At 32.4% G+C, this 23,527-nt stretch carries 27 protein-coding genes and 1 riboswitch; of the genes, 24 read left to right on the forward strand and 3 right to left on the reverse strand.

Annotated features, from left to right (window positions below; translation table 11 throughout):
- Positions 1-62: 62 nt before the first annotated feature.
- The 7 genes from M1D64_RS03995 to yidC all read left to right on the forward strand — a co-directional run bounded on the left by M1D64_RS03995 (position 63) and on the right by yidC (position 5,812).
- Positions 63-482 carry a single-stranded DNA-binding protein gene (locus M1D64_RS03995; RefSeq protein ID WP_115340495.1) on the forward strand — a complete coding sequence of 140 codons (420 nt, stop codon included), beginning with the start codon at positions 63-65 and terminating at the stop codon, positions 480-482.
- Positions 483-906: 424 nt separating this feature from the next.
- Positions 907-1,623, forward strand: a complete 717-nt coding sequence (locus M1D64_RS04000; protein WP_174543850.1) for a transglycosylase family protein — start codon at positions 907-909, stop codon at positions 1,621-1,623.
- A 130-nt stretch (positions 1,624-1,753) separates the two neighbouring features.
- A riboswitch (TPP riboswitch) is annotated at positions 1,754-1,852 on the forward strand.
- A gap of 77 nt (positions 1,853-1,929) precedes the next feature.
- Entirely contained in the window at positions 1,930-2,619 is a 690-nt protein-coding gene (gene tenA / locus M1D64_RS04005; RefSeq protein ID WP_002482733.1) for a thiaminase II, read from the forward strand.
- Positions 2,612-3,433 carry a bifunctional hydroxymethylpyrimidine kinase/phosphomethylpyrimidine kinase gene (thiD, locus tag M1D64_RS04010; protein ID WP_002482734.1) on the forward strand — a complete coding sequence of 274 codons (822 nt, stop codon included), beginning with the start codon at positions 2,612-2,614 and terminating at the stop codon, positions 3,431-3,433. The genes tenA and thiD overlap by 8 nt, the downstream gene beginning before the upstream one ends.
- On the forward strand, positions 3,426-4,217 hold the full coding sequence (gene thiM / locus M1D64_RS04015; RefSeq protein ID WP_174543851.1) for a hydroxyethylthiazole kinase: 792 nt from the start codon (positions 3,426-3,428) through the stop codon (positions 4,215-4,217). The genes thiD and thiM overlap by 8 nt, the downstream gene beginning before the upstream one ends.
- Complete coding sequence (gene thiE / locus M1D64_RS04020; RefSeq protein WP_002482736.1) at positions 4,217-4,855, forward strand: thiamine phosphate synthase; 639 nt, start codon at positions 4,217-4,219, stop codon at positions 4,853-4,855. Before thiM ends, thiE begins: the two co-directional genes overlap by 1 nt.
- Before the next feature lie 87 nt (positions 4,856-4,942).
- Positions 4,943-5,812: a membrane protein insertase YidC gene (yidC, locus tag M1D64_RS04025; RefSeq protein WP_002482737.1), complete on the forward strand. Its 870-nt coding sequence runs from the start codon at positions 4,943-4,945 to the stop codon at positions 5,810-5,812.
- A gap of 81 nt (positions 5,813-5,893) precedes the next feature.
- Here the strand turns inward: yidC and M1D64_RS04030 are convergent, their stop codons facing one another.
- On the reverse strand, positions 5,894-6,568 hold the full coding sequence (locus M1D64_RS04030) for an HD domain-containing protein (RefSeq protein ID WP_052463706.1): 675 nt from the start codon (positions 6,566-6,568) through the stop codon (positions 5,894-5,896).
- A gap of 68 nt (positions 6,569-6,636) precedes the next feature.
- Entirely contained in the window at positions 6,637-8,121 is a 1,485-nt protein-coding gene (gene cls / locus M1D64_RS04035) for a cardiolipin synthase (RefSeq protein WP_011302692.1), read from the reverse strand.
- Positions 8,122-8,263: 142 nt separating this feature from the next.
- Between cls and csoR the strand changes: the two genes are divergently transcribed.
- The 3 genes from csoR (at position 8,264) to M1D64_RS04050 (ending at position 9,129) form a co-directional block, all read left to right on the forward strand.
- The gene (gene csoR / locus M1D64_RS04040) at positions 8,264-8,557 is read left to right on the forward strand and encodes a copper-sensing transcriptional repressor CsoR (RefSeq protein ID WP_002482740.1); all 294 of its coding nucleotides are present in this window, start codon (positions 8,264-8,266) and stop codon (positions 8,555-8,557) included.
- Between the two features lie 14 nt (positions 8,558-8,571).
- Positions 8,572-8,778: a putative copper chaperone CsoZ gene (csoZ, locus tag M1D64_RS04045; protein WP_002482741.1), complete on the forward strand. Its 207-nt coding sequence runs from the start codon at positions 8,572-8,574 to the stop codon at positions 8,776-8,778.
- Between the two features lie 210 nt (positions 8,779-8,988).
- On the forward strand, positions 8,989-9,129 hold the full coding sequence (locus M1D64_RS04050) for an Lmo0850 family protein (protein WP_002482742.1): 141 nt from the start codon (positions 8,989-8,991) through the stop codon (positions 9,127-9,129).
- Positions 9,130-9,432: 303 nt separating this feature from the next.
- Here M1D64_RS04050 and M1D64_RS04055 read toward each other — a convergent pair whose 3' ends face one another.
- Complete coding sequence (locus M1D64_RS04055; protein ID WP_041080781.1) at positions 9,433-10,626, reverse strand: FtsW/RodA/SpoVE family cell cycle protein; 1,194 nt, start codon at positions 10,624-10,626, stop codon at positions 9,433-9,435.
- Positions 10,627-10,874: 248 nt separating this feature from the next.
- On the opposite strand from M1D64_RS04055, the gene M1D64_RS04060 reads away from it, so the two are divergent.
- From M1D64_RS04060 to sigB, 14 genes are all read left to right on the forward strand, one after another.
- The gene (locus M1D64_RS04060) at positions 10,875-11,945 is read left to right on the forward strand and encodes a D-alanine--D-alanine ligase (RefSeq protein WP_002482744.1); all 1,071 of its coding nucleotides are present in this window, start codon (positions 10,875-10,877) and stop codon (positions 11,943-11,945) included.
- 12 nt (positions 11,946-11,957) lie between these two features.
- Entirely contained in the window at positions 11,958-13,313 is a 1,356-nt protein-coding gene (locus tag M1D64_RS04065; RefSeq protein WP_002482745.1) for a UDP-N-acetylmuramoyl-tripeptide--D-alanyl-D-alanine ligase, read from the forward strand.
- 625 nt (positions 13,314-13,938) lie between these two features.
- Positions 13,939-15,459, forward strand: a complete 1,521-nt coding sequence (gene cshA / locus M1D64_RS04070) for a degradosome RNA helicase CshA (protein ID WP_480977555.1) — start codon at positions 13,939-13,941, stop codon at positions 15,457-15,459.
- Positions 15,460-15,660: 201 nt separating this feature from the next.
- Entirely contained in the window at positions 15,661-16,140 is a 480-nt protein-coding gene (locus tag M1D64_RS04075; protein WP_002482747.1) for a PH domain-containing protein, read from the forward strand.
- The gene (locus M1D64_RS04080) at positions 16,133-17,671 is read left to right on the forward strand and encodes a PH domain-containing protein (RefSeq protein ID WP_041080778.1); all 1,539 of its coding nucleotides are present in this window, start codon (positions 16,133-16,135) and stop codon (positions 17,669-17,671) included. The genes M1D64_RS04075 and M1D64_RS04080 overlap by 8 nt, the downstream gene beginning before the upstream one ends.
- Positions 17,664-18,164 (forward strand): PH domain-containing protein, encoded by a 501-nt coding sequence (locus M1D64_RS04085; RefSeq protein ID WP_041080777.1) that lies wholly within the window; start codon positions 17,664-17,666, stop codon positions 18,162-18,164. The genes M1D64_RS04080 and M1D64_RS04085 overlap by 8 nt, the downstream gene beginning before the upstream one ends.
- A gap of 63 nt (positions 18,165-18,227) precedes the next feature.
- Positions 18,228-18,578 (forward strand): holo-ACP synthase, encoded by a 351-nt coding sequence (gene acpS, locus M1D64_RS04090; protein WP_002482750.1) that lies wholly within the window; start codon positions 18,228-18,230, stop codon positions 18,576-18,578.
- A gap of 115 nt (positions 18,579-18,693) precedes the next feature.
- Positions 18,694-19,842, forward strand: coding sequence for an alanine racemase (alr, locus tag M1D64_RS04095; RefSeq protein WP_041080776.1), 1,149 nt, complete (start codon positions 18,694-18,696; stop codon positions 19,840-19,842).
- Positions 19,843-19,929: 87 nt separating this feature from the next.
- Positions 19,930-20,100, forward strand: a complete 171-nt coding sequence (gene mazE, locus M1D64_RS04100; protein ID WP_037538046.1) for a type II toxin-antitoxin system antitoxin MazE — start codon at positions 19,930-19,932, stop codon at positions 20,098-20,100.
- Positions 20,097-20,459, forward strand: a complete 363-nt coding sequence (locus tag M1D64_RS04105; protein ID WP_041080775.1) for a type II toxin-antitoxin system PemK/MazF family toxin — start codon at positions 20,097-20,099, stop codon at positions 20,457-20,459. Before mazE ends, M1D64_RS04105 begins: the two co-directional genes overlap by 4 nt.
- Before the next feature lie 294 nt (positions 20,460-20,753).
- Entirely contained in the window at positions 20,754-21,797 is a 1,044-nt protein-coding gene (locus M1D64_RS04110; protein ID WP_480977567.1) for a SpoIIE family protein phosphatase, read from the forward strand.
- A gap of 78 nt (positions 21,798-21,875) precedes the next feature.
- Positions 21,876-22,202 carry an anti-sigma factor antagonist gene (locus M1D64_RS04115; protein WP_011302705.1) on the forward strand — a complete coding sequence of 109 codons (327 nt, stop codon included), beginning with the start codon at positions 21,876-21,878 and terminating at the stop codon, positions 22,200-22,202.
- A 1-nt stretch (position 22,203) separates the two neighbouring features.
- Positions 22,204-22,686 (forward strand): anti-sigma B factor RsbW, encoded by a 483-nt coding sequence (rsbW, locus tag M1D64_RS04120; RefSeq protein ID WP_002482755.1) that lies wholly within the window; start codon positions 22,204-22,206, stop codon positions 22,684-22,686.
- Positions 22,661-23,431, forward strand: a complete 771-nt coding sequence (sigB, locus tag M1D64_RS04125) for an RNA polymerase sigma factor SigB (RefSeq protein WP_002482756.1) — start codon at positions 22,661-22,663, stop codon at positions 23,429-23,431. Before rsbW ends, sigB begins: the two co-directional genes overlap by 26 nt.
- Positions 23,432-23,527: the final 96 nt, after the last annotated feature.

Genomic DNA, 23,527 nt, shown 5'->3' on the forward strand with positions numbered 1-23,527 from the left:
GTTATTGTACTTTGACGGTATTGTGTAAAATTCATAGAATATAGTTATAAAGGAGGTGACATATGATTAATAACATTGTTATCGTAGGGCGACTAACTAAGGACCCTAAAATATATGATAAGGAGGAGAAAAAATTAGCTACATTTTGTGTAGCTGTATCAAGGAACTATAAAGATAAGAATCAAAACCCGGTATGTGATTATTTATTTTGTAAAGCATTTGGAAAAATGGCAACAAACATTGAGAAATATACGAAGCAAGGCTCACTTGTAGGTATAACAGGCCAAATGCAATCACATAAATATGAAAAAGAAGGTCAGACGCATTTTGTATCAGAAATACTTATTGAATCAATTAAATTCATGTCTCCACAAAACAAAGATAAAAATGATTTACTTTTTGAACCATTCCCGCTAGAGCATTCCCAAAATGCATTTAAAGACATTAACGTACAAAATAATGATATATATGAAATTGTATAAACCACCCACCCTAAATCTACCCCTAATCTAATCATCCACTTTAATATACATTTAAATCCTACTATCAATTATACTTCTATTGGCTATCCCTCTTAAAATATCCCTATAAGAGGGATAGCTTATTTAATATAGAATCAGCAATCAAATCGCTAATAAGTAATTTAAATAAAACTGAATAATCTGATATATTACAATCATATTACGTGAAATTTTACTTTTCATAGCCTTTAAAAACTATCACAGAAGTTTTTAAAGGGATAAAAATTATATTCAAAGATAAATTAAATGTAATTTCATTGTAAAAAAGGCCGATTTTTTTTATTTCACTGTAACCTACAACGATTTTTTGAATGTTATAGTTGTATTTGCAAATTAATCATAAATAAAAATAAACTTAATTACCTTATAGGAGGACTTTTTTACAATGAAAAAAACAGTAGTAGCATCAACATTAGCAGTTGGACTTGGCGTAACAGGATTCGCAGCAGGAAATTCAGCAGACGCTTCAGAACAAGGCGTTGACAAAGCACAATTAGCACAACAAGCTCAAAGTAATTCAGAATCATTAAATGCAGCACCAGTTCAAGACGGTGCTTACGACATTAACTTTAACTATAATAATACTGACTATAGTTTCCAATCAGATGGTCAATATTGGACTTGGAGCTATGGACAAGGTTCAACTAATGCACCAGCACAAGAAACTGCTGAGCAACCAGAACAAGTTGAACAACCACAACAAACTGAGCAAGCTTCAACTGAACAACCAGCACAAGAAGCTGCACCACAAACTGAAGAAACACAACAACCACAACAAGAAGCAACTACACAAACTACTTCAAGCTCAAATGAATCAACTTCAAATGAATCTAGTTCAAGTGAAGCTTCAGAAGGTTCATCAGTAAATGTTAACTCTCATTTACAAGCAATCGCGCAACGTGAATCAGGCGGCGACCTTAAAGCTGTTAACCCATCATCAGGTGCAGCAGGTAAATATCAATTCTTACAAAGCACATGGGATTCAGTAGCACCATCTGAATATCAAGGTGTATCACCAACAGAAGCACCTGAAGCAGTACAAGACGCTGCAGCGCAAAAACTTTATGATACAGAAGGCGCTTCACAATGGGTTACTGCATAAAAAATTAAGTGTAGTAATGAACTTAAGATAAATATTTAAAGCTGGGACATATAGGTCTCAGCTTTTTTTATAGTCAGTTATTTTGCAAATTTGTCAGTATTTTGTTATCTTTTAATTAAACAAAATATAAAAACGCTACTAGGGGAGCCAGTTGGCTGAGATGATTAAATTCAGACCCTTACAACCTGATTTGGTTAATACCAACGTAGGAAAGTAGTTTAATCTAAAGTTGGGGTATAAATCCTCGCTATTAATTAACTACGTTTCTGTCGGGAATGTAGTTTTTTTATTTATAGGAGGATTTTTGTGTTATTTTCAGAACAGTTAAAAAAAGAAGCTAAACCAATTATTAATCAAATCTACCACGATCCGTTTATACAAGGTATGTTACATGGGAATTTACCGATTGAAGCAACCAAATTCTATTTAAGAGCAGATGCTTCTTATTTAAATGAATTTGCGAATATATACGCGCTGTTAATTCCAAAAATGGAGAACTTAAATGATGTTCGATTTTTGGTTGAACAAATTCAATTTATCGTAGATGGTGAAGTGGAAGCACATGAAATTTTAGCGGATTATGTCCAAGAAAGTTATAATGAAATCGTACAAGAGAAAGTTTGGCCACCGAGTGGCGATCATTATATTAAACATATGTATTTCAATGCGTATGCTAAAGAAAATGCCGCTTATACAATTGCTGCAATGGCACCTTGTCCTTATGTTTATCAAGTCATTGCTCAAGAAGCATTAAGGGATAAAGAATTAAATAAAGATTCTATTTTAGCTAAATGGTTTGAATTTTATAGTACTGAAATGGATGAATTAGTTATTGTATTTGATAATTTAATGGATAAATTGACGAAACATTGTAGCGAAAAAGAAAAAAATGAGATAAAACAATGCTTTTTACAAAGTACAGTACATGAAAGAAACTTTTTTAATATGTCATTTAATGAAGAATCATGGTCATATGGAGGTATGAAAAATGAATAAACCCAATATTGCATTGACAATTGCTGGTACTGATCCAACAGGAGGTGCTGGTGTAATGGCAGATTTGAAATCTTTTCATGCTTGTGGCGTATATGGTATGGCGGCTGTTACAAGCATTGTTGCGCAAAACACTAAAGGTGTACAACATATTCACAATCTTGAGTCACAGTGGTTATCTGAACAACTGACAAGTGTGTTTGATGACGAATTACCACATGCCATTAAAACTGGTATGATTGCTTCAAAGGAAATGATGCAATTAATTCAAGAATACTTAGTGAAATATCCTGAGATACCATATGTTATTGATCCAGTTATGTTAGCTAAAAGTGGTGATTCATTGATGGATGATGACGCGAAAGCAGATTTACAAAATATATTGTTACCCTATGCAACAGTAGCGACTCCAAACTTACCAGAAGCTGAAGAAATCACTGGATTAAAGATTGATAATGAGGCAGCGATATATAAAGCAGGCAACATATTTATTAATGAAATTGGGAGTAAGGGTGTTGTTATTAAAGGCGGACATGCTGAAGATTTAGAAACTGCTAAAGATTATTTATTTACTAAAGATGAGGTCTATACGTTTGAAGAACCTCGTTATGATACGCAGCATACCCATGGTACAGGTTGTACTTTTTCAGCAGTAATTACAGCTGAACTGGCAAAAGGTAGAACGATTTATGACGCAGTGAAAAAAGCTAAAAAATTTATTTCATTAAGCATTAAATATACGCCAGAAATTGGTCAAGGTAGAGGACCTGTAAATCACTTTGCATATATGAAAAAGGTAGGTCTAGATGATGAATAGTTTAAATAATGTAAGAACGAATAATCCACTCGTTATTTGTTACACAAACGATGTCGTAAAGAACTTTACGGCAAACGGACTTTTAAGTTTAGGTGCAAGCCCAGCAATGAGTCAAGCACCAGAAGAAGCGATAGATATGTTAACACCTGCTAATGCACTGCTCATTAATATTGGTACTTTAACTAAAGATAGAGAGCAGGACATTTTAGAAATTGCTAAAACAGCTAATGAAGTAGGCACGCCAATTGTATTTGATCCAGTTGCTGTTGGTGCATCCCAATATCGCAAGGATTTTTGTAAAACTTTTTTGAATACTGTAGATGTAGCAGTTATAAAAGGGAATGCATCTGAAATTTTAGCGTTGATAAATAATGATGCTAAGATGAAAGGAACGGACAGTGATGATAATTTAAATGCGATAGAAATTGCCAAAGAAGCGCATAAACGATTAAATAGTGCGATAGTCATCACTGGCAAAGAGGATGTTGTGATTCAAGACAATCAAATATATCAACTGAATAATGGATCGGCTTTGTTGGCTAAAGTAACGGGTGCAGGCTGTTTATTAGGTGCTGTCATAGCTAGTTTTTTACCGACAGATGAAACATCTTCAATCAGCCAGTTAGTTGAAGCCACTTCAATTTATAATATCGCTGCGGAAAAGGCAGAGCAACTTGCGGAAGACAAAGGTCCTGGTACGTTTATGACGTTATTATTAGATGCACTATATCAAGTGACTTATGATGATTATTCAAATCAAAGTGATATACAAGAGGTGCAGTAATGTTTGATAAAAATAATTTGAAACTGTATTTTATTTGTGGCACGCAAGATATTGAAAGTAAGACAACTATTATAGATGTTGTGACTGAAGCACTTGAATCTGGAATAACCATGTTCCAATTTAGAGAAAAAGGTAACGGTGCATTAATTGGAGATGAAAAAGAAGACTTAGCACGGAAATTATTAGCTTTGTGTCATGATTATGCAGTACCATTTATCGTTAATGATGATGTTGCCTTAGCCAATAAGATTGGTGCAGATGGGATTCATGTTGGCCAGGATGATATGGATGTTAAAGTATTTGCTGAACAATTTAAAGGAAAAATTATTGGTTTAAGCATTAGTAATATAGATGAATATAAAACATCTAATTTAGCACATGTGGACTATATTGGTGTTGGGCCAATGTACGCAACGACATCTAAAGATGATGCAAATTTACCAGTAGGGCCAGAAATGATAACGAAATTAAGAGCGCATGTTAATCATTTTCCAATCGTAGCAATCGGTGGTATAAATGTTGAAAATACGAGGGAAGTTATGCAAGCTGGTGCAGACGGTATATCCATTATTTCAGCTATTACAAAGAGTGAAAATATTTCAAATACAGTTAGACAATTCTTACAAAATGTTGAATAAAGTATAAATATTTCTTTTTTTGTTTTCTACTTCCCTTTGAGTATGATAAAATAAATTCTATGTGAATATATCATTAGAGGTGGAAAAATGAAAAAGAAAGCACTACTACCTTTATTATTAGGTGTAATGGTCTTTTTAGCAGGCTGTGACTATTCTAAACCTGAAAATAGAGACGGTTTCTTCTATAATACGTTTTATGTGCCAATGGATAATTTAATACATTGGTTGGGAACTAGTTTTAATAATGACTATGGTTTAGCAATCGTAGTACTTGTGTTAGTAATACGTATCGTATTGTTACCATTCATGTTATCAAACTATAAAAATAGTCATATGATGCGTGAAAAAATGAAAGTTGCAAAACCGGATATTGATGCAATTCAAGAGAAGGTTAAGCGTTCGCGTACACAAGAAGAAAAAATGGCAGCAAACTCAGAAATGATGGAAGTTTATAAAAAATACGATATGAATCCGATGAAGAGCATGTTAGGATGTTTACCAATCCTTATTCAAATGCCAATCATTATGGGACTATTCTTCGTATTGAAATATCCATCAAGCGGTGGATTTACAGAACATCCTTATTTCTTATGGTTTAACCTAGCGAAACCAGACATTTGGATTACAATTATTGCAGGTATCTTATACTTCTTACAAGCATACGTATCAAGTAAGAGTATGCCAGCAGAACAACGTCAAATGGGTTACATGATGATGGTCATTTCACCAATTATGATTGTGTGGATTTCATTCTCATCTGTTTCAGCATTAGGTCTATATTGGTCAGTCAGTGCGGCATTCTTGATTGTACAAACGCAAGTAGCGAATATGTACTACTCTAAACTTGCACAAAGAGAAGTTGCACCGATGATTGAAGCTATGGAGAAAAATAAAGCTGAAGCATCAGGTAAAGGTAAAAATACGCAAGTTGTTTCTAAGAAAAATAAAAAGAAATAATAAGTTAAGCTATTTTTAAGAACTAAAAAAGCACAATTTACTCAGTAGGTTGTGCTTTTTTGTATGATTACAATGTTTTATCTAAAAATACCATTCTTCGAAAAATTGATTGATAAAATTTTCCATATATTGATGTCTTTGCGCTGCTAATTGTTTTGCTGTTTCTGTATGCATTAATGACTTTAATTTCAAAAGCTTTTCATAAAAATGTTTGATCGCTGATGGCGACCATTGATCATAATGTGTGTCATCCGTCTCTGTTATATGCTTTGTTGAATGCTCAACCCACATGGGTTCATTAAAATGACCCGCAAATTGGAAAGTGCGTGCAATACCAATCGCTCCTATTGCGTCTAGTCTATCTGCATCACGTACAATTTGTCCTTCAAGTGTTAATGAAACTTCATTATTTTGACCATGTCTATAACTTATATGTTCAATTATATGTAATATATGTTGTTGCTGTTCTTTAGGTAATTGTAAGTCTTTCAAAAAGCTTTTTAACTTAGTTAACGCTTTTTCATGATTGGTTAATTTACTATCTACAGTGTCATGTAATAAACTTGCTAGTTGAATTGTTAACATGTGTTGCGATTGTTCTTGTTCAGCTATATAAGTTGCTAAACGCAATACACGATTAATATGTGCAATATCATGGCCAGTCGCGTCATCTTTATGATATGTACACATGTGATTATATGCACGGTTTAGTATTTCAGTTTCTTTCAAATTAGCTACACCTCTCAGTTTAGTCATATTAAATAAATTCATAAAATAAAAGGTCTAAGCAACAGTAGGGAAATTGTTACGTTAGACCTGATTTTTTATAAAATCGGTGACAATAGTCGTGAAATACCTTCTTTAAATTTAATCCATAAACTTCTTTGTTCATAAATTTCTTTTGTTAATTGATAAGATACATGTAAATCACTTTCAAAAGCGGATCTTAATGCTTTTGAGATGTATGTATCATAGATAAATGCATTAATTTCAAAATTTAATGTGAAACTACGATGATCCATATTAGTTGTACCTACACTTGCTACTTCATCATCTATAACGAGTGTCTTAGAATGTAGGAAGCCATTGTTATAATGGAAGATATTGACACCTGCATCTAAAAGGGAAGCTACATTATTATAAGTCGCCCAATAAACAAAAGGGTGATCAGGCTTGTTTGGAATCATAATATTTACGTCAACACCACCCAGTGCAGCTATTTTGACAGCATCTAGAAATGCTTGATCAGGTATGAAATAGGGCGATTGAATATAAATAGATTTTTTTGCTGAAGCAATCATTTTTAAATAACCGTATTTAATTTGTTCCCAGGTTTCATCGGGACCACTTGAAGCGATTTGTACACCGGTTGTACCACCTGAATCAACATCAGGGAAATAACGTTCAGCATAAGATAAGCGATCACGTGTTGATTGTGAATTCCAATCAAGCATAAAACGTAATTGTAAGGCATTCACAGCATCTCCAACAATTCTTAGATGTGTGTCTCTCCAGTAACCAAATTTTTTCTTAAGACCTAAATACTCATCACCCACATTGAATCCACCTACGTAACCAATATGACCATCGATAACCACGATTTTACGGTGGTTCCGATTATTCATTCTCAGATTAATTAAAGGCAATTTAGAAGGGAAAAATGCTTCAACATGGCCACCTTTTTTTCTAAAGTTCTTAAAATGTTTTAGAGATAAACCCCTAGACCCCATATCGTCGTATAGCATTTTCACTTCAATGCCTTCTTCGAGTTTCTGCTCAAGTGCAGATAGTATCTTTTTCCCGAGATTATCATTTCTAAATATATAATATTGGATATGAATATAGTCTGTTGCATTATTAATATCATTTAGCAGTGCATCAAATTTTTCTTTGCCATCTGTATAGATACTAATTTCATTATCTGTTGTTAAGAACGCAGCATTATTGTATAACAACATTTGTACCATATCTTTAAATTTCACAATTTGATGATTGCCTTTTGAAAAATCATCATTTTTTAAAGCTTCTAATTGCTCATTAACAATCATTTCAATGCCAATTTTATCTTCATCATTTAAGGAAAATATATGGTCTCGCTGAATTTGTCTGCCAATGAATAAGTAAATGATAAATCCTAAAATTGGTATCAGCACAAGTACTAGTAGCCATGCCCAAATTGAACCAGCAGATCTACGTTCCATAAAAATAATTGTAAAAGCAAAGATTAGGTTTAATATAAACGCGCCAATTAATATAATATTAATGATGACGTTCGTGTGATTAAACATAATTGAAAAGATATCTATCATATTAAACCTCCAACAAATAGCACAGTAATTAAATAATGTAAAAGTCTCCACTATTGTAACATGGAGAACATGTTTTATCACTTGACTAATACCTAACAGGGGTATATTATATGATGGGTATAGAATAGGAGGCGTTTGAGAAATGACTGAAATACAAAAAGCGCATCATTCAGAAGAAATAAAAGCAAATTTAAAATCAAGACTTAATAGAATCGAAGGTCAAGTTAAAGCCATAAATCGTATGGTAGAGGAAGATGTGTACTGTGACGATGTGCTTACACAAATAAGAGCTACGCGATCCGCATTAAATAGTGTCGCTACTAAATTATTAGATCATCATATGAAAAGTTGTATTATGGATAAAGTTGAACAGGGTCATGAACAAGAAGCGATGGAAGAACTACTTGTAACTTTTCAAAAATTGATGAAGGATTAAGTAAGGTGAAACATATGCAATCAAAAGTTATTTATATTGCTGAACTTTATAATGAGAAGCAAAAATTACAAATTGAAGAAAGACTAATGAAACTTTATGGTGTGTTTAAAGTTAGTATAGATATAGAAGAAGGCGCAATCTTTGTAGATTTTGAAACGCCTGCAAATTTGAATAATTTAGAAAAAGAAGTGTACGATTTAGGTTATAAAATAATTTATTAATCTATCTAAAGGGTATATATTGTAGGGCTATATAAAATGTAATGAATTAATTCTTCATATATAACATTACAAAGGATAGTTTATAATTAGTGAAATTTCACATTAAAAACTCTGTTTTTTTTGAATTAAAATAAAAAATTGAATATAATGTGGTATTTTACATTTAAATAGGGTAATATGTAGTAGAAGCAATAGATTAGGAGTGATGATATGAGTAAGGATAACGAAAAAATTCAAAATGTAGTTAAACTATTATCATCATTAGGGGTAAACATAAAGAAAACCAAATCAAGATTAGAAGTTATGCACACTTTACCAACGACTGTGAAAGCCGCTAACGAATTGAAATAGTCAAGTTACCCAATCAAGTGATTAGAGCCCATTGTTCTGGTCACTTTTTATTTTGCCTTATAATAGTTTAGAAAAAAGGTCAAAGCCAATGTATAAGGTACATTAGATAATGATACACATTTAAAAATTGAAATAATTTTTAAGGGTAAGATATTAGTGTAAGTGTAGTATAAACTTTTATAAATGTTTAAAACGCATAAGATATAGATTAATTTGTTTAATGATATAGTATACATATAAAAAGCTGGGACATCGATGTCCCAGCTTTTTAGTATGACAGGTCATCATACATTATTCTGTTGTTCATAATTGTTGTTTATCACCAGAGTATTGTTTGGGCTGATGATAGTAAATAGATAAAAGTACACCAATACCACACATGAGACTCCATAATGAACTACCGCCATAACTAATAAATGGTAGTGGAATACCAGTGATAGGTAGTAATTGGACAGTCATTCCAATATTTTGTAATACGTGGAATAAAATGAGTGAAGCATATCCAATTATGAATAATTTACTAAAAGGTAATTCAATTTTAGTTGCTAAGCGTACGAGATGGAATATAAAGGCTAAGAAAATTAATATTAGAATTACTGAGCCAATAAAACCAAATTCTTCACCAATAACTGAAAAAATAAAATCGGTATGATTTTCTGGGATGTATACTTCACCGTGATTAAATCCTTTACCAAATAGCTGACCAGAACCGATTGCTTTAAGGGATTCTGTTAAATGGTAACCATCACCACTACTGTACGTATAAGGATCTAACCAAGAATTAATTCTACCTAGTTGATATGTTTTAATTCCCAATGTGTTTTCTATAAGTGAAGGTTTATAAATAATAGACAATATTAAAGTTGAACCTATTACGATACCCGCAATAAAAAGCGGTGCTAATATTTTCCATGAAATACCACTAACAATCATGACACCAGCAATAATAGCGCAAATAACTAGTGTAGTACCAAGGTCATTTTGTAATAAAATTAATCCCATAGGTACAATCGAAATACCTACAATTTTTAGTAATAATTTAAAATCGGTTTCTAATGATTTATTGAACGTGAATTGATTATGTCTAGAAATCAATTTTGCGAGTGCTAGTATCAACACAATCTTCATAAATTCTGAAGGCTGTACACTGATAGGCCCTAGTTTATACCAGCTTTTAGCACCATTAATAATTGGTGTGATTGGTGTTTCAGGGATAATAATTAATATGAACAGTCCAATACATAAGATAAAATATAATAAATATGTATATTTCATGAGCTTTTTAGGTGAAACCAGCATAATGAGTAATGCAATGGCACCGCCCAAAACATAATATAAAATTTGTCTGATGCTAAAGTTAGCGCTATATTGACCGCCACCCATAGCTGAATTGATAATCGTGACGCTTACGAATGCTAATAATACGAGGATGCCTATTAAAACCCAGTCAATCCGCCGTATCCAATGATTGTTTTTTAATTGACGTGAAGTACTCATTTCTTACTCCTTTAAACAGCTAGATTTCTCTATCTTTAGTATTATATATAGATTTTACCGAACTTTAACATATTTTGCTAGAAGTAGGGTGTCGATTTAAAAAATTATAAATATGAAGTTTTATGATATGTCTTTACGAATGATAAAAGAGAACAAAAAATAAATGCTTTTTATACCACTTAACAAATGCAAAAAAATATTAAATCGTGATATGATGTAGTTTAAGAATTGTATATGGAGGCTAAAAAATGGCTAAAGAAAATGTATGTATCGTATACGGAGGAAAAAGTGCAGAACACGATGTTTCAATATTAACAGCACAAAATGTCTTGAACGCAATTGATAAGGAACGGTATCAAATAGACATTATTTACATAACTAATGATGGTGCTTGGAAAAAGAAAGAAAACATCGTAGATACGATCAACGATATCGACTCATTACGCTTAATAGATGTTGAAGCGGGTGAAATTTCAAAATTATTAAGTCAAGGAAGTACAGGAAATGCATATAGTGCAGTATTTCCATTATTACATGGGCCTAATGGTGAAGATGGCACAATCCAAGGTTTATTTGAAGTTTTAGATATACCGTATGTAGGTAATGGCGTTTTAGCTGCCTCAAGTTCAATGGATAAATTAGTAATGAAGCAACTCTTTGCGCATAGAGGTTTACCACAATTACCTTATGTTAGCTTTTTAAGAAGTGAGTATCACAAATATGAAGGTAACATCTTAAAATTAGTACATGATAAATTAGAATATCCAGTATTTGTAAAACCAGCTAACCTAGGATCTAGTGTAGGTATTAGTAAATGTAATAATGAAGAAGAGCTTAAAAACGGTATAGAAGAAGCTTTCCAATTTGACCGCAAGTTAGTTATCGAACAGGGTATTGAGGCGCGTGAAATTGAAGTTGCTGTATTGGGAAATGACTATCCAGAAACGACATGGCCTGGAGAAGTTATCAAAGAAGTAGCTTTCTATGACTATAAGGCAAAATATAAAGACGGAAAAATAAAATTAGATATTCCAGCTGACTTAGACGAAGAGGTTCAAATGACGTTAAGAAATATGGCTGTTGAAGCTTTTAAAGCAACAGACTGTGCAGGGTTACTACGAGCTGACTTCTTTGTAACAGACGATAATCAAATTTTTATAAATGAAACTAATGCGATGCCTGGATTCACTGCATTTAGCATGTACCCAAGCTTATGGGAAAATATGGGTGTGAGTTACTCTGATTTAATTAAGAAATTAATTGAGTTAGCTAAAGAAAAACATGAAGATAAAAAACAAAATAAATACAAAATTGACTGAGGCGAATAAATTATGATAGAGGTAACGTTAGAACAAATTAAAACATGGATTCCATGTGAAATAGAAAATGAATTTATGGATCATGGTATTAAAGGTGTTTCTATTGATTCACGTGACATTCACAATCAAAATTTATTTATTCCATTTAAAGGCGAACATGTAGATGGTCATAAATATGTAGCACAAGCACTTAAAGATGGTGCAGGTGCTGCATTTTATCAAAAAGGTGAACCGTTAGACGAAAATATTGATGGACCTATTATTTGGGTCGATGACACATTAGAAGCTTTACAACATTTAGCAAAAGCATATTTAGAATTTGTTAATCCACAAGTCATTGCAGTTACTGGTTCTAATGGTAAAACAACAACGAAAGATATGATTGAAAGCGTCTTGAAACCACAATTCAAAGTCAAAAAGACGCAAGGAAACTATAATAATGAAATAGGTATGCCATTAACTATTTTACAATTAGATATTGATACTGAAATTTCCATTCTTGAAATGGGCATGTCAGGTTTCCACGAAATTGAATTATTATCTAAATTAGCTCAACCCGATATTGCCATAATCACTAATATTGGTGAGTCTCATATGCAAGATTTAGGGTCAAGAGAAGGTATTGCTAAAGCTAAATCAGAAATTACACTTGGTTTAAAACCAGGAGGCTTATTTATCTATGACGGTGACGAACCATTACTAGAACCGTATGCTAACGAAATACAAAATGCTGATTTAGTAAGTTTTGGTAAAAATTCTGATAATACGCTGGTAAGTACTATTGAAACAATCAAAGATCATGGTATTGCATTCACAATTAATCATGATGAACATTATGAACTTCCTATCTTAGGTGAACATAATATGAAAAATGCTACGATTGCTATTGCAGTAGGTAAGAGATTAAATTTAACATACCAAACTATTTTCAATAATTTGAAAAATGTCGTGCTTACTGGCATGAGAATGGAACAACATCATACAAAAGATGAAATACTTGTCATTAATGATGCTTATAATGCAAGTCCAACGAGTATGAAAGCGGCCATAGACACACTTTCTGGCATGGAAGGTAGAAAAATTATTGTCCTTGGCGATGTATTAGAATTAGGTCCTGATAGTCAAATCATGCATGAAGCTGTAGGACTATATTTTGAAGACAAAGGTATTGACGCATTATTTACGTTTGGTAATGAGGCGGCTCACATTAGTCATACTGGTAAAGCTTTCGTTAAAAAGTCTGAAGCTTTTAAAGAAAAAGCAGACCTTATTCGTTCATTAAAAGGTTATGTTCAAGCGAATGACAAAGTATTAGTCAAAGGATCAAGAGGAATGAAATTAGAAGAAGTGGTAGAAGCGTTAATTTAAAACGATTAACTACCATAAATATGGAATCAATATATTATTGAGCTCAAAGAACCCGGGACGTACAATCGTCTGGGGTTCTTTATTATATGAGATAATGACCAAATCAACTGAATAATGCGGTAGACAGTTTTAAATATAAAATGATATTTTATGAAACTAAGTGCTTTTATATTAATCAGTTATTATTTTACTAAGATAAGGTGAATCAAAAATTTCATTTTATTAAAGTGTCATGCTTAATTATTATTTTCTTTAAAATTTGCATAGGCTAAAAGATTTGTATGGAAAATAGTTTGGTTTATGAATCATACTTCATAATATCATTTTATAAAAATGCTTAAGTCATAATAATTAATTGGAATAATCTAATCATTAACAGAATAAATAAATTAACAAATTTTTTTCAGAAAGTAAAAAGTAATATGAAAAAATAAAATTAAACGCTTACAACCTATGTATTTCGGCGTTTATAAGCTGAGAAAACGTGATGATTACGAGAGATTCACTCAATTTATTCTAATTTGGTTTATTGCGATTATGCACTTGAGGTGGTACTATAAAGAAGTTGAAGAAACTTAAGTGAACATATATGTATAGAAATACAGATAAATAAAGGAGAATTATATTGCAAAATTTTAAAGAATTAGGGATCTCATATAAGATGGCAGAAACCCTACAATCCATGGGGTTCAATGAGGCCACTCCTATTCAAAAAGAGAGTATCCCTCTTGCCTTAGAAGGCAAAGATGTTCTTGGTCAAGCGCAAACAGGTACAGGTAAAACAGGTGCGTTTGGTATTCCATTAATTGAAAAAGTGGCAGACCAAGAAGGTGTACAATCATTAATCCTTGCACCAACAAGAGAGTTAGCAATGCAAGTTGCTGAATCATTAAAAGCATTCGCTAAAGGACAAAATATTCAAGTTGTTACTGTATTTGGTGGTATGCCAATCGACCGTCAAATTAAAGCACTTAAAAAAGGTCCACAAATCGTAGTAGGTACACCAGGTCGTGTAATTGACCATTTAAACCGTCGTACATTAAAAACGAATGATATTCATACGCTTATCTTAGATGAAGCGGATGAAATGATGAATATGGGATTCATTGATGATATGAAATTCATCATGGACAAAATTCCAGCTGAACAACGTCAAACAATGTTGTTCTCAGCTACTATGCCTAAAGCAATTCAAACATTGGTTCAACAATTCATGAAATCACCAGTTATCGTTAAAACGATGAATAATGAAATGTCAGATCCACAAATTGAAGAATATTATACTATCGTAAAAGAATTAGAGAAATTTGATACTTTTACAAGTTTCTTAGATGTACACCAACCAGAATTAGCTATCGTATTCGGACGTACAAAACGTCGTGTTGATGAATTAACAAGCGCGTTAATCTCAAAAGGATACAAAGCTGAAGGATTACATGGTGATATCACTCAAGCTAAACGTTTAGAAGTATTGAAAAAATTCAAAAATGATCAATTAGATATTTTAGTTGCAACAGATGTTGCGGCAAGAGGACTTGATATTTCAGGTGTAAGTCACGTATACAACTTTGATATCCCTCAAGATACTGAAAGTTATACGCACAGAATTGGTCGTACTGGTCGTGCTGGTAAAAAAGGTGTTGCAATCACATTTGTAAATCCAATTGAGATGGATTATATTCGTCAAATTGAACAAGCAAACAAACGCCAAATGACAGCTTTAAGACCGCCTCATCGTAAAGAAGTGTTAAAAGCACGTGAAAACGATATTAAAGGTAAAGTACAAAACTGGATGTCAAGAGACAATGAACCAAGATTACAACGTATTGCTACAGAGTTACTTGGTGAATATAATGATGTGGATTTAATCGCGTCATTATTACAAGAGCTAGTCGAATCAAACGACGAAGTTGATGTTCAATTAACATTTGAAAAACCATTATCTCGCGGTAAAGGTCGTCAAGGTAAAGGTGGACCAAAACGTGGCGGTAACCATAAACGTGGTGGCGGCAAGTTTGATAACAAGAACCGTCGTTCAGGTAAAGGCGGATTCAACAATAAGAAGAAAAATGATAGACCTTCTTCTGACAGAAACAATAACAAGAAATCAATGAAAGGTCGCACGTTTGCAGACCATAAAAAATAAAACGATTTATCATATATGAAATTTAGGTTTAATCACTCCATTTATTTGGGGTGATTTTTTATGTTAAATGGAGTTTAGATGGGAATGAAAGAATAAAATACTTTAATATTTTAATTGTGTTGATACATATTTTGAAGTGAGGATGAATGCGCACTATACCCTGTGTTATAATGGGGGAAATCTTAATGAAGGAGTGTATTTATGATAAACGACCAGCTCTTTAAAAAAAGTCCAAAAGAAGCTATAAAATATTATTATTTAACAGAAGGACTAGAATTTATAGTGCATTTGATCGTTATGATGGTATTAATATTCTTATGGAGCCATTTTAATTGGTGGCACTTTTTAATTTATATATTCATTTTTCTTATCTTAATAGATATAGTTTATGCTGCATTTGGACCTTGGATTAAGTACCATTATACATATTATCGAATTGGTGAAAATGATATAGAAGTTAAATATGATTTTTTCTTCAAATCACAAAAATTCGTAAAATTAGAACGTATGCAATATATAGAACGTAAATATAATCCAATACTGAAAAGGTTAGGTTTAGCTAAAGCATCATTAGTGACTGCTGGTCATCATGTAACATTCCCATTACTTAGCATTAAAGATGCAGAAACATTTGAAGCGATAAGTCTTGATTATTTGAGAGGAGCTGATTATGATGTATAGTCCTCAAAAATTACATCCAATTTCATATATAACGGGTGTGATCGAAGCAATCAAACAAAATATCGTTTTAATCATTATTTTTCTAGTGTTTAATATTCGTGATTTTGATTTCACTAATATTTATGCTTATATTTTCCCAGGTATTGTAACCATATTATTTCTTTTTTCATTCATAACTCAGGTTTTAAAAGTATATAACACAAGATATTGGATTGAAAATGACCACTTTGTACTTGCTACAGGTATTTTTACCAAAGAAAGAAAAGAGCTCAATATACGACGTATCCAAACACTTGATACAACGCAAGGCATCATAAATCAAATCGTTGGCGGTGTTAAATTACAGATTAAAACCCCAAGTGATGGAATTGATTTGGATACTGTTTCTAAAAAACAGAGCGAATGGATACAACAAACTTTAAAGGAAAAGCAACATGAACTATCTACTAGCAAAGCACAAGCAGTAGATCCTGTATCTACACAAGAGATCGATGATTCAGAATTGACGAACGATGATATCAATGTAACGACAAATGAAACAAATGCTAAAGATGAAGTTAAGTTTTTATATAAATTGAATTTTAAAGAATTGTTATTTATGGCATTAACGAGTGGAGCCATTGGTGTTGCCTTCGCTGCACTTTCTCCGATAATTGGGGGATTGTCAGAAGTTATTCCATGGGATTGGATAACTGATGAGTTCTCACAAATTTCACAAGCAATTTTTGTCATTGTCTTAATGATGGTTGCGACCATTGCCATTGCGAGTTATATCATCGGGACATTAATTGTTATTGTACGCAACTTTAATTACACGGTGACGAAGCATGGTAATCAATTAAATATTAAGTATGGACTATTTAATGTTAAAAATATTACCGTTCCCACAGATAGGGTACAGGCTGTCGTTGAAAAGCAATCATTTCTTAGAAAATTGTTTGGGTATACATCCATTCATTTTGTAATAACAAGTGATATGAATGATATGGATAAAGATGACGTATCCTTAGATGGCAATGTGATGATACTTCCTTTCATTAAGCGTAAAAAAGCATTTGAAATTATTAAAACTTTAATGCCGAATATGACGTTTGAAAAAGCAACAGTAGGTATGCCGTGGAGAGGTTTTCATCGCCATTTTTGGAAACAAGCTTTGTTACTTATCATGGTAGCTGCGGTAATTAATTATTTTTGGGCGGCATGGGCCTTTTTAATTGCAGGAGTTATTATATTAATTTTTATTGTGCGTAGTTACCTTGTGACTAAATTTTCTGGTATGAAATTAGTTGAAGATGAACTTGTAGTACGTAATGTCACTTTATTTGGATTTAAAAATACTTATTTCAAACAAGATAAAATATTAGGACTAGAAGTACGACGTACCCCATTTTTAATTAATAGTGACTTAGGTAATTTTAATTTTATTATTGCAAAAGCTGCTGGTAATGAACATATTGGGTTGAAATTCAATGCATATCAACGAGTTAAATCCTTACAATCATGGTGTTTGAGAGGTGAACAAAATGAGTAATTATCAGTATATGCACGCATCTGGTAAAACAGTCATGCGCATAGCAGCGTCAATTGTTACTGTGATATTATGTGTTTTATTAGTAGCGTTTTATTTAGTAAATCATTTGTGGCTCGAGTGGTTTGCACAAGAAACAATGAAATGGATTTTAATTATCGGTGCAGTAATCATATTGATGTATATTATTGTCGAATTGGTTATTGTACCCAAATATCGTTATAAAATATTTAAATATAATCTAGAAGATCACACGATAACGGTTAGAAATGGTTTGTGGTTTGTAAAAGTTGTGAAGATGCCTTTATTCAGAATACAAAATGTTGATACACACGAAGGTATTTTAATGAGAAAATATCAGTTAGCAAGTTTAACATTGTCTACAGCTGGAGGAAATACTGAAATTAAACTGGTCAATAAAGAGGTAGCCGCTCAGTTAAAACAAACTATAAAACAAGTGAATCAAGATAGTGCTATAGAAAACACAAATCATTAAACGAAAGCCATATAACAAGATAGCGTTAGTATAAAGACGTTATATGGGAGGTAGGAGACGGAAATGATACACGGTATAGGTGTCGATTTAATTGAAATAAGTAGAATAAAGAATCTTTATAAACGTCAATCGAAACTGGTTGATCGCATTTTAACAATAAATGAACAACATAAGTTTAATCAATTTAATAATGAACAACGAAAAATGGAATTTTTAGCTGGTCGATTTGCAACGAAAGAAGCGTTTAGTAAAGCTTTAGGTAGTGGTTTAGGAAAAACAGTATCTTTCACGGATATTGATTGTGTTAATGATGAAGATGGTAAGCCTTGCATACATTATGAGGGGTACAAAGTACATGTGAGTATTTCGCATACAGAACACTATGCAATGAGTCAGGTTATTTTAGAGGTTTAAATTAATTTAGGTGATTTCAGTTTATTAAATTTGGATATATTATCTGTATTGTTATAAAATTAAGATAATATATTTATTACACAGGTTATGAACTGATATAGGAGGTACGTGCTTTATGTCTGATAAGTATTATAGATCGACTTACGTCAATGTAGATTTAAATGCAATCGTTGCAAATTTTCAAGTCTTTCAAAAATTACATCCAAATAAGACGGTTATGCCAGTAGTGAAAGCAAATGGTTATGGCCTTGGAAGTATTAAGGTAGCAAGACAGCTCATGGATAATGGTGCTGAGTTTTTTGCTGTAGCAACTTTGGATGAAGCGATTGAATTACGTATGCATGGCATTGATGCTAAGATTTTAGTTTTAGGCGTTATTCCAACGGAGCATATTAATAAAGCGATTCAACACCGTGTTGCAATCACTGTACCATCAAAATCATGGCTAGTAGAAGTCGTGAAAGAAATTCCAGAATCAAATGAAAAAGATTTATGGATACACGTAAAATTAGACACGGGTATGGGTAGATTAGGTATGAAGACAGCAGAAGAATACAAAGAAGTCATAGAGCTTATTAATGGCCATAGCCATTTAATATTTGAAGGTGTATTTACGCATTTCGCATGTGCAGATGAACCTGGCGACTCAATGAACCGCCAACAAACAATGTTTGAAGAAATCGTTGGACAAGCCGATAAACCAGATTATATACATTCACAAAATTCTGCTGGTGCTTTGATGAAAGACACACAATTTTGTAACGCAGTTAGAGTAGGTATTTCCCTATATGGCTATTATCCATCCGCTTATGTTAAATCAAATGTGAAAGTGCATTTAAAACCAAGTGCACAGTGGATAAGTGAAATTGTACAGACGAAATTACTTCATGCAGGTGAATCAGTCAGTTATGGTAGTGTATATACGGCTGACGAAATAACTAAAATTGGTGTCATTCCAGTAGGTTATGCGGATGGTTATCCTAGAATGATGAAAGGTTTCTCAGTGAATGTGAATGGCAAACAATGTGAAGTCATAGGAAAAGTGTGCATGGATCAAACAATTATTAAAATTCCTGATGAGATTCAAGTTGGGGATAAAGTAATCATAATGGATCATCACAGCGATACCCCACAATCAGCCGAAGCGCTGGCGCATCAGCAACAAACCATAAATTATGAAGTGTTATGTCGCTTGAGTAGAAGACTACCACGTGTTTACCATAGTTCGAAAGACCTAGAAATTCGCAATGAATTACTAAAATAGTATAGTCACTGTTTGTAAAATTTGTTATCATGTATCTAACAACCAATCTCGAAGATTTATATTTTAGTTACATGGAGGTCTTTATTCATGGCAAGTTTCAACCAAAGTAGAATTCATAGTATAGAACAACTTTTAAAAGAAGGCTATTCTCAAATGGCTGATTTGAACCTCTCCCTCGCAGCAGAAGCATTTCCGTTTGAATGTGAAGCTTGTGATTGCAACGAAGTATATATTAGCTCCAAGAATAATAATGAATGATGAGACGTGGTGACGTTTATTTAGCTGATTTATCACCAGTCCAGGGGTCTGAACAAGGGGGAATAAGACCTGTCGTAATTATACAAAACGATACTGGTAATAAATATAGTCCTACCGTAATTGTAGCCGCAATTACTGGTAGGATAAATAAAGCTAAAATACCTACACATGTAGAAATAGAAAAAAGTAAATATAAATTAGATAAAGATTCTGTTATATTGCTAGAGCAGATTAGAACTTTAGATAAAAATAGGCTGAAAGAAAAATTAACTTATCTTTCTGATAAAAAAATGAAAGAAGTTAATAATGCCATTGATATTAGTTTAGGATTACATAATATTAGGAGTCACAAATCCTGATTTTCAAAGGTTTACCTAATAAGTTAATAAAATAGTGAATTATAGACATTGATTCTCTATAACATGCAATAATCATTTATTAATGAATTAATCAATTTTAACCAAGATTGCTTTTAATAAATGGTTGTGACCTTTGAATAAGATGTCTAATTTAAAAGCTTTAGGGTTTCCTAAAGCTTTTTTAAGTATCTAAAGTACATTTAATAAAAGATGCATGAATATTTAACAATTAAAGTTGTTTTATTCAATGGAGCGATTGACATACATACAGAACATTTGAATATGTTGCATTCAATGTATGCGATTTATATTTGCATTTTGAGGAGGAGTTACTGCGTGAAAGAATTCAAAAATCAATATAAAGCGCTAATTGATGAAAGCTTACACACGATTGATATAAGCGATTTAATAAAGAAGTGTGAAGGTTTTACTGAAGAAGTTATAAAAAAAGATATTTTGCCCGAAGATATCGTTCAAATACATAAAGATTATATAAAAGGTCAAAATTTAAGTGAAGCACAAATTTTGAAAACCTTTAATGTGTTAAAAGAAATTGTTAAAGGGTTTGGTTATAGTTATAGAGACTATAAACAATTAGTGGACAGATTACAGTATCACGATAAAGAAATAGATTTAGCTTCACGTCTGCAGCAAACCATGTTAAAAACAGATATACCTCAATTTGATAGTATACAAATCGGTGTCATTTCAGTTGCAGCGCAAAAAGTAAGCGGTGATTATTTTAACTTAATTGATCATAAAGATGGCACGATGAGTTTCGCTGTTGCGGATGTCATTGGCAAAGGTATCCCAGCTGCATTAGCTATGAGTATGATTAAATTTGGAATGGATTCATATGGTCATTCACAATTACCAAGTGATGGTTTAAAACGACTGAACCGAGTTGTTGAAAAAAATGTGAATCAAAATATGTTCGTAACAATGTTTTATGGCTTATATGAAGAATTAAATCATTTATTATATTGTAGTTCTGCAGGCCATGAACCAGGTTATATTTATCGAGCTGAAACAGAAACATTTGAGGAAATGGGAGTTCGAGGAAGAGTACTTGGTGTGAGTCAACAAACACGTTATAAGCAACAAGAAATACCTATTTATTTAGATGATTTAGTTATTATTTTTACAGATGGCGTAACTGAAGTCAGAAATGAAGCGGGCGACTTTTTAGACAAACAACATTTATTAGATATGATTCATAAATATAAACATATGCACCCTCAAGATATTGTGCAATTATTATATGAAGCCATATTAAAAATACAAAACCCAGATAAAAGAGATGATTTAACGATATTAATCATTAAAAGAGTAAATTAGTTTTTAGTGTTTAGATTTAAAATTTAAATTTAAGGGTATAAAAGTTATTAATGAGACTATAATTAGGAGTGTAATGTTATGAAGCTTAATATTGAGACTGTAACTCATGATTCACATTATGAGGTGAAAGTTGGCGGTGAACTGGATGTATATACAGTTCCTGAATTAGAAGAAGTCTTAGTTCCAATGAGACAAGAGGGAACACACGATATCTATGTGAATTTAGAAAATGTGAGTTACATGGATTCAACAGGATTAGGTTTATTTGTAGGTACATTAAAAGCATTAAACCAAAACGATAAAGAATTATATATATTAGGTGTTTCAGATCGAATAAGTCGTCTTTTTGATATAACTGGATTAAAAGATTTGATGCATGTTAATGAAGGAACGGAGGTCGAATAACATGCAATTTAAACAAGATTATATAGAAATGCGTTTACCAGCATCCGCAGAATATGTAAGTTTAATTCGTTTGACATTATCAGGTGTATTTTCAAGAGCAGGTGCGTCATATGATGATATAGAAGATGCTAAAATTGCTGTCAGCGAAGCAGTGACTAATGCAGTGAAACACGCTTATAAAGATGATTACAATCAAGTGGGGATGATTAATCTTTGCTTCGAAATCTTCGATGATAAAATTAAAATTATTATTTCTGATCAAGGTGATAGTTTCGATTATGAAGAAACAAAAGCAAAATTAGGACCATATAAAGAAAATGAAAACATAGACTTCCTTAGAGAAGGCGGTTTGGGTCTGTTTTTAATTGAATCTTTAATGGATGAGGTTACAGTTGATAAACAATCAGGTGTGACAATCAGTATGATAAAGTATATTAAAAAAGAGCAGGTGCGAAATAATGGCGAGAGAGTCGAAATCAGTTAATGATGTATCACCTGAACAAATAAACCAATGGATTATGCAGCATCAAAACAATGAAAATACAGATGCACAAGATCAACTTGTAAGACATTATAGAAAGTTAATCGAATCCTTGGCATATAAATATTCTAAAGGTCAATCTCATCACGAAGACCTCGTTCAGGTCGGTATGGTTGGTTTAATCGGTGCAATCAATCGATTTGACTTGTCCTTTGATAGAAAGTTTGAAGCCTTTTTAGTACCAACTGTGATTGGTGAGATTAAACGCTATTTGCGTGATAAAACATGGAGTGTTCATGTACCTAGAAGAATCAAAGAAATTGGACCACGAATTAAGAAAGTTACAGATGAATTAACAAATGAACTCGAACGTTCACCTTCTATTACTGAAATTGCAGATCGATTAGAAGTGAATGAAGAAGATGTGCTTGAAGCAATGGAAATGGGTCAAAGCTACAATGCGTTGAGCGTAGATCATTCTATTGAAGCAGATAAAGACGGTTCGACTGTAACTTTACTAGATATCATGGGTCAACAAGATGATAATTATGATTTAACAGAAAAAAGGATGATATTGGAAAAAATACTTCCAATACTTTCAGAACGAGAAAGACAAATTATTCAATGTACTTTTATTGAAGGTTTAAGCCAAAAAGAAACAGGAGAACGAATTGGCTTAAGTCAAATGCATGTATCAAGATTGCAGAGAACAGCGATTAAGAAATTACAGGAAGCAGCAAATAAATAAATTGAATATATAGACAAGGCAGATTTCGAATTTTATGGAATCTGCTTTTTTAATTGTATTGATGATTCTGAGAGAGTCATGTAATACAGATATGTT

Source organism: Staphylococcus sp. Z5-21 (genome assembly GCF_056529615.1).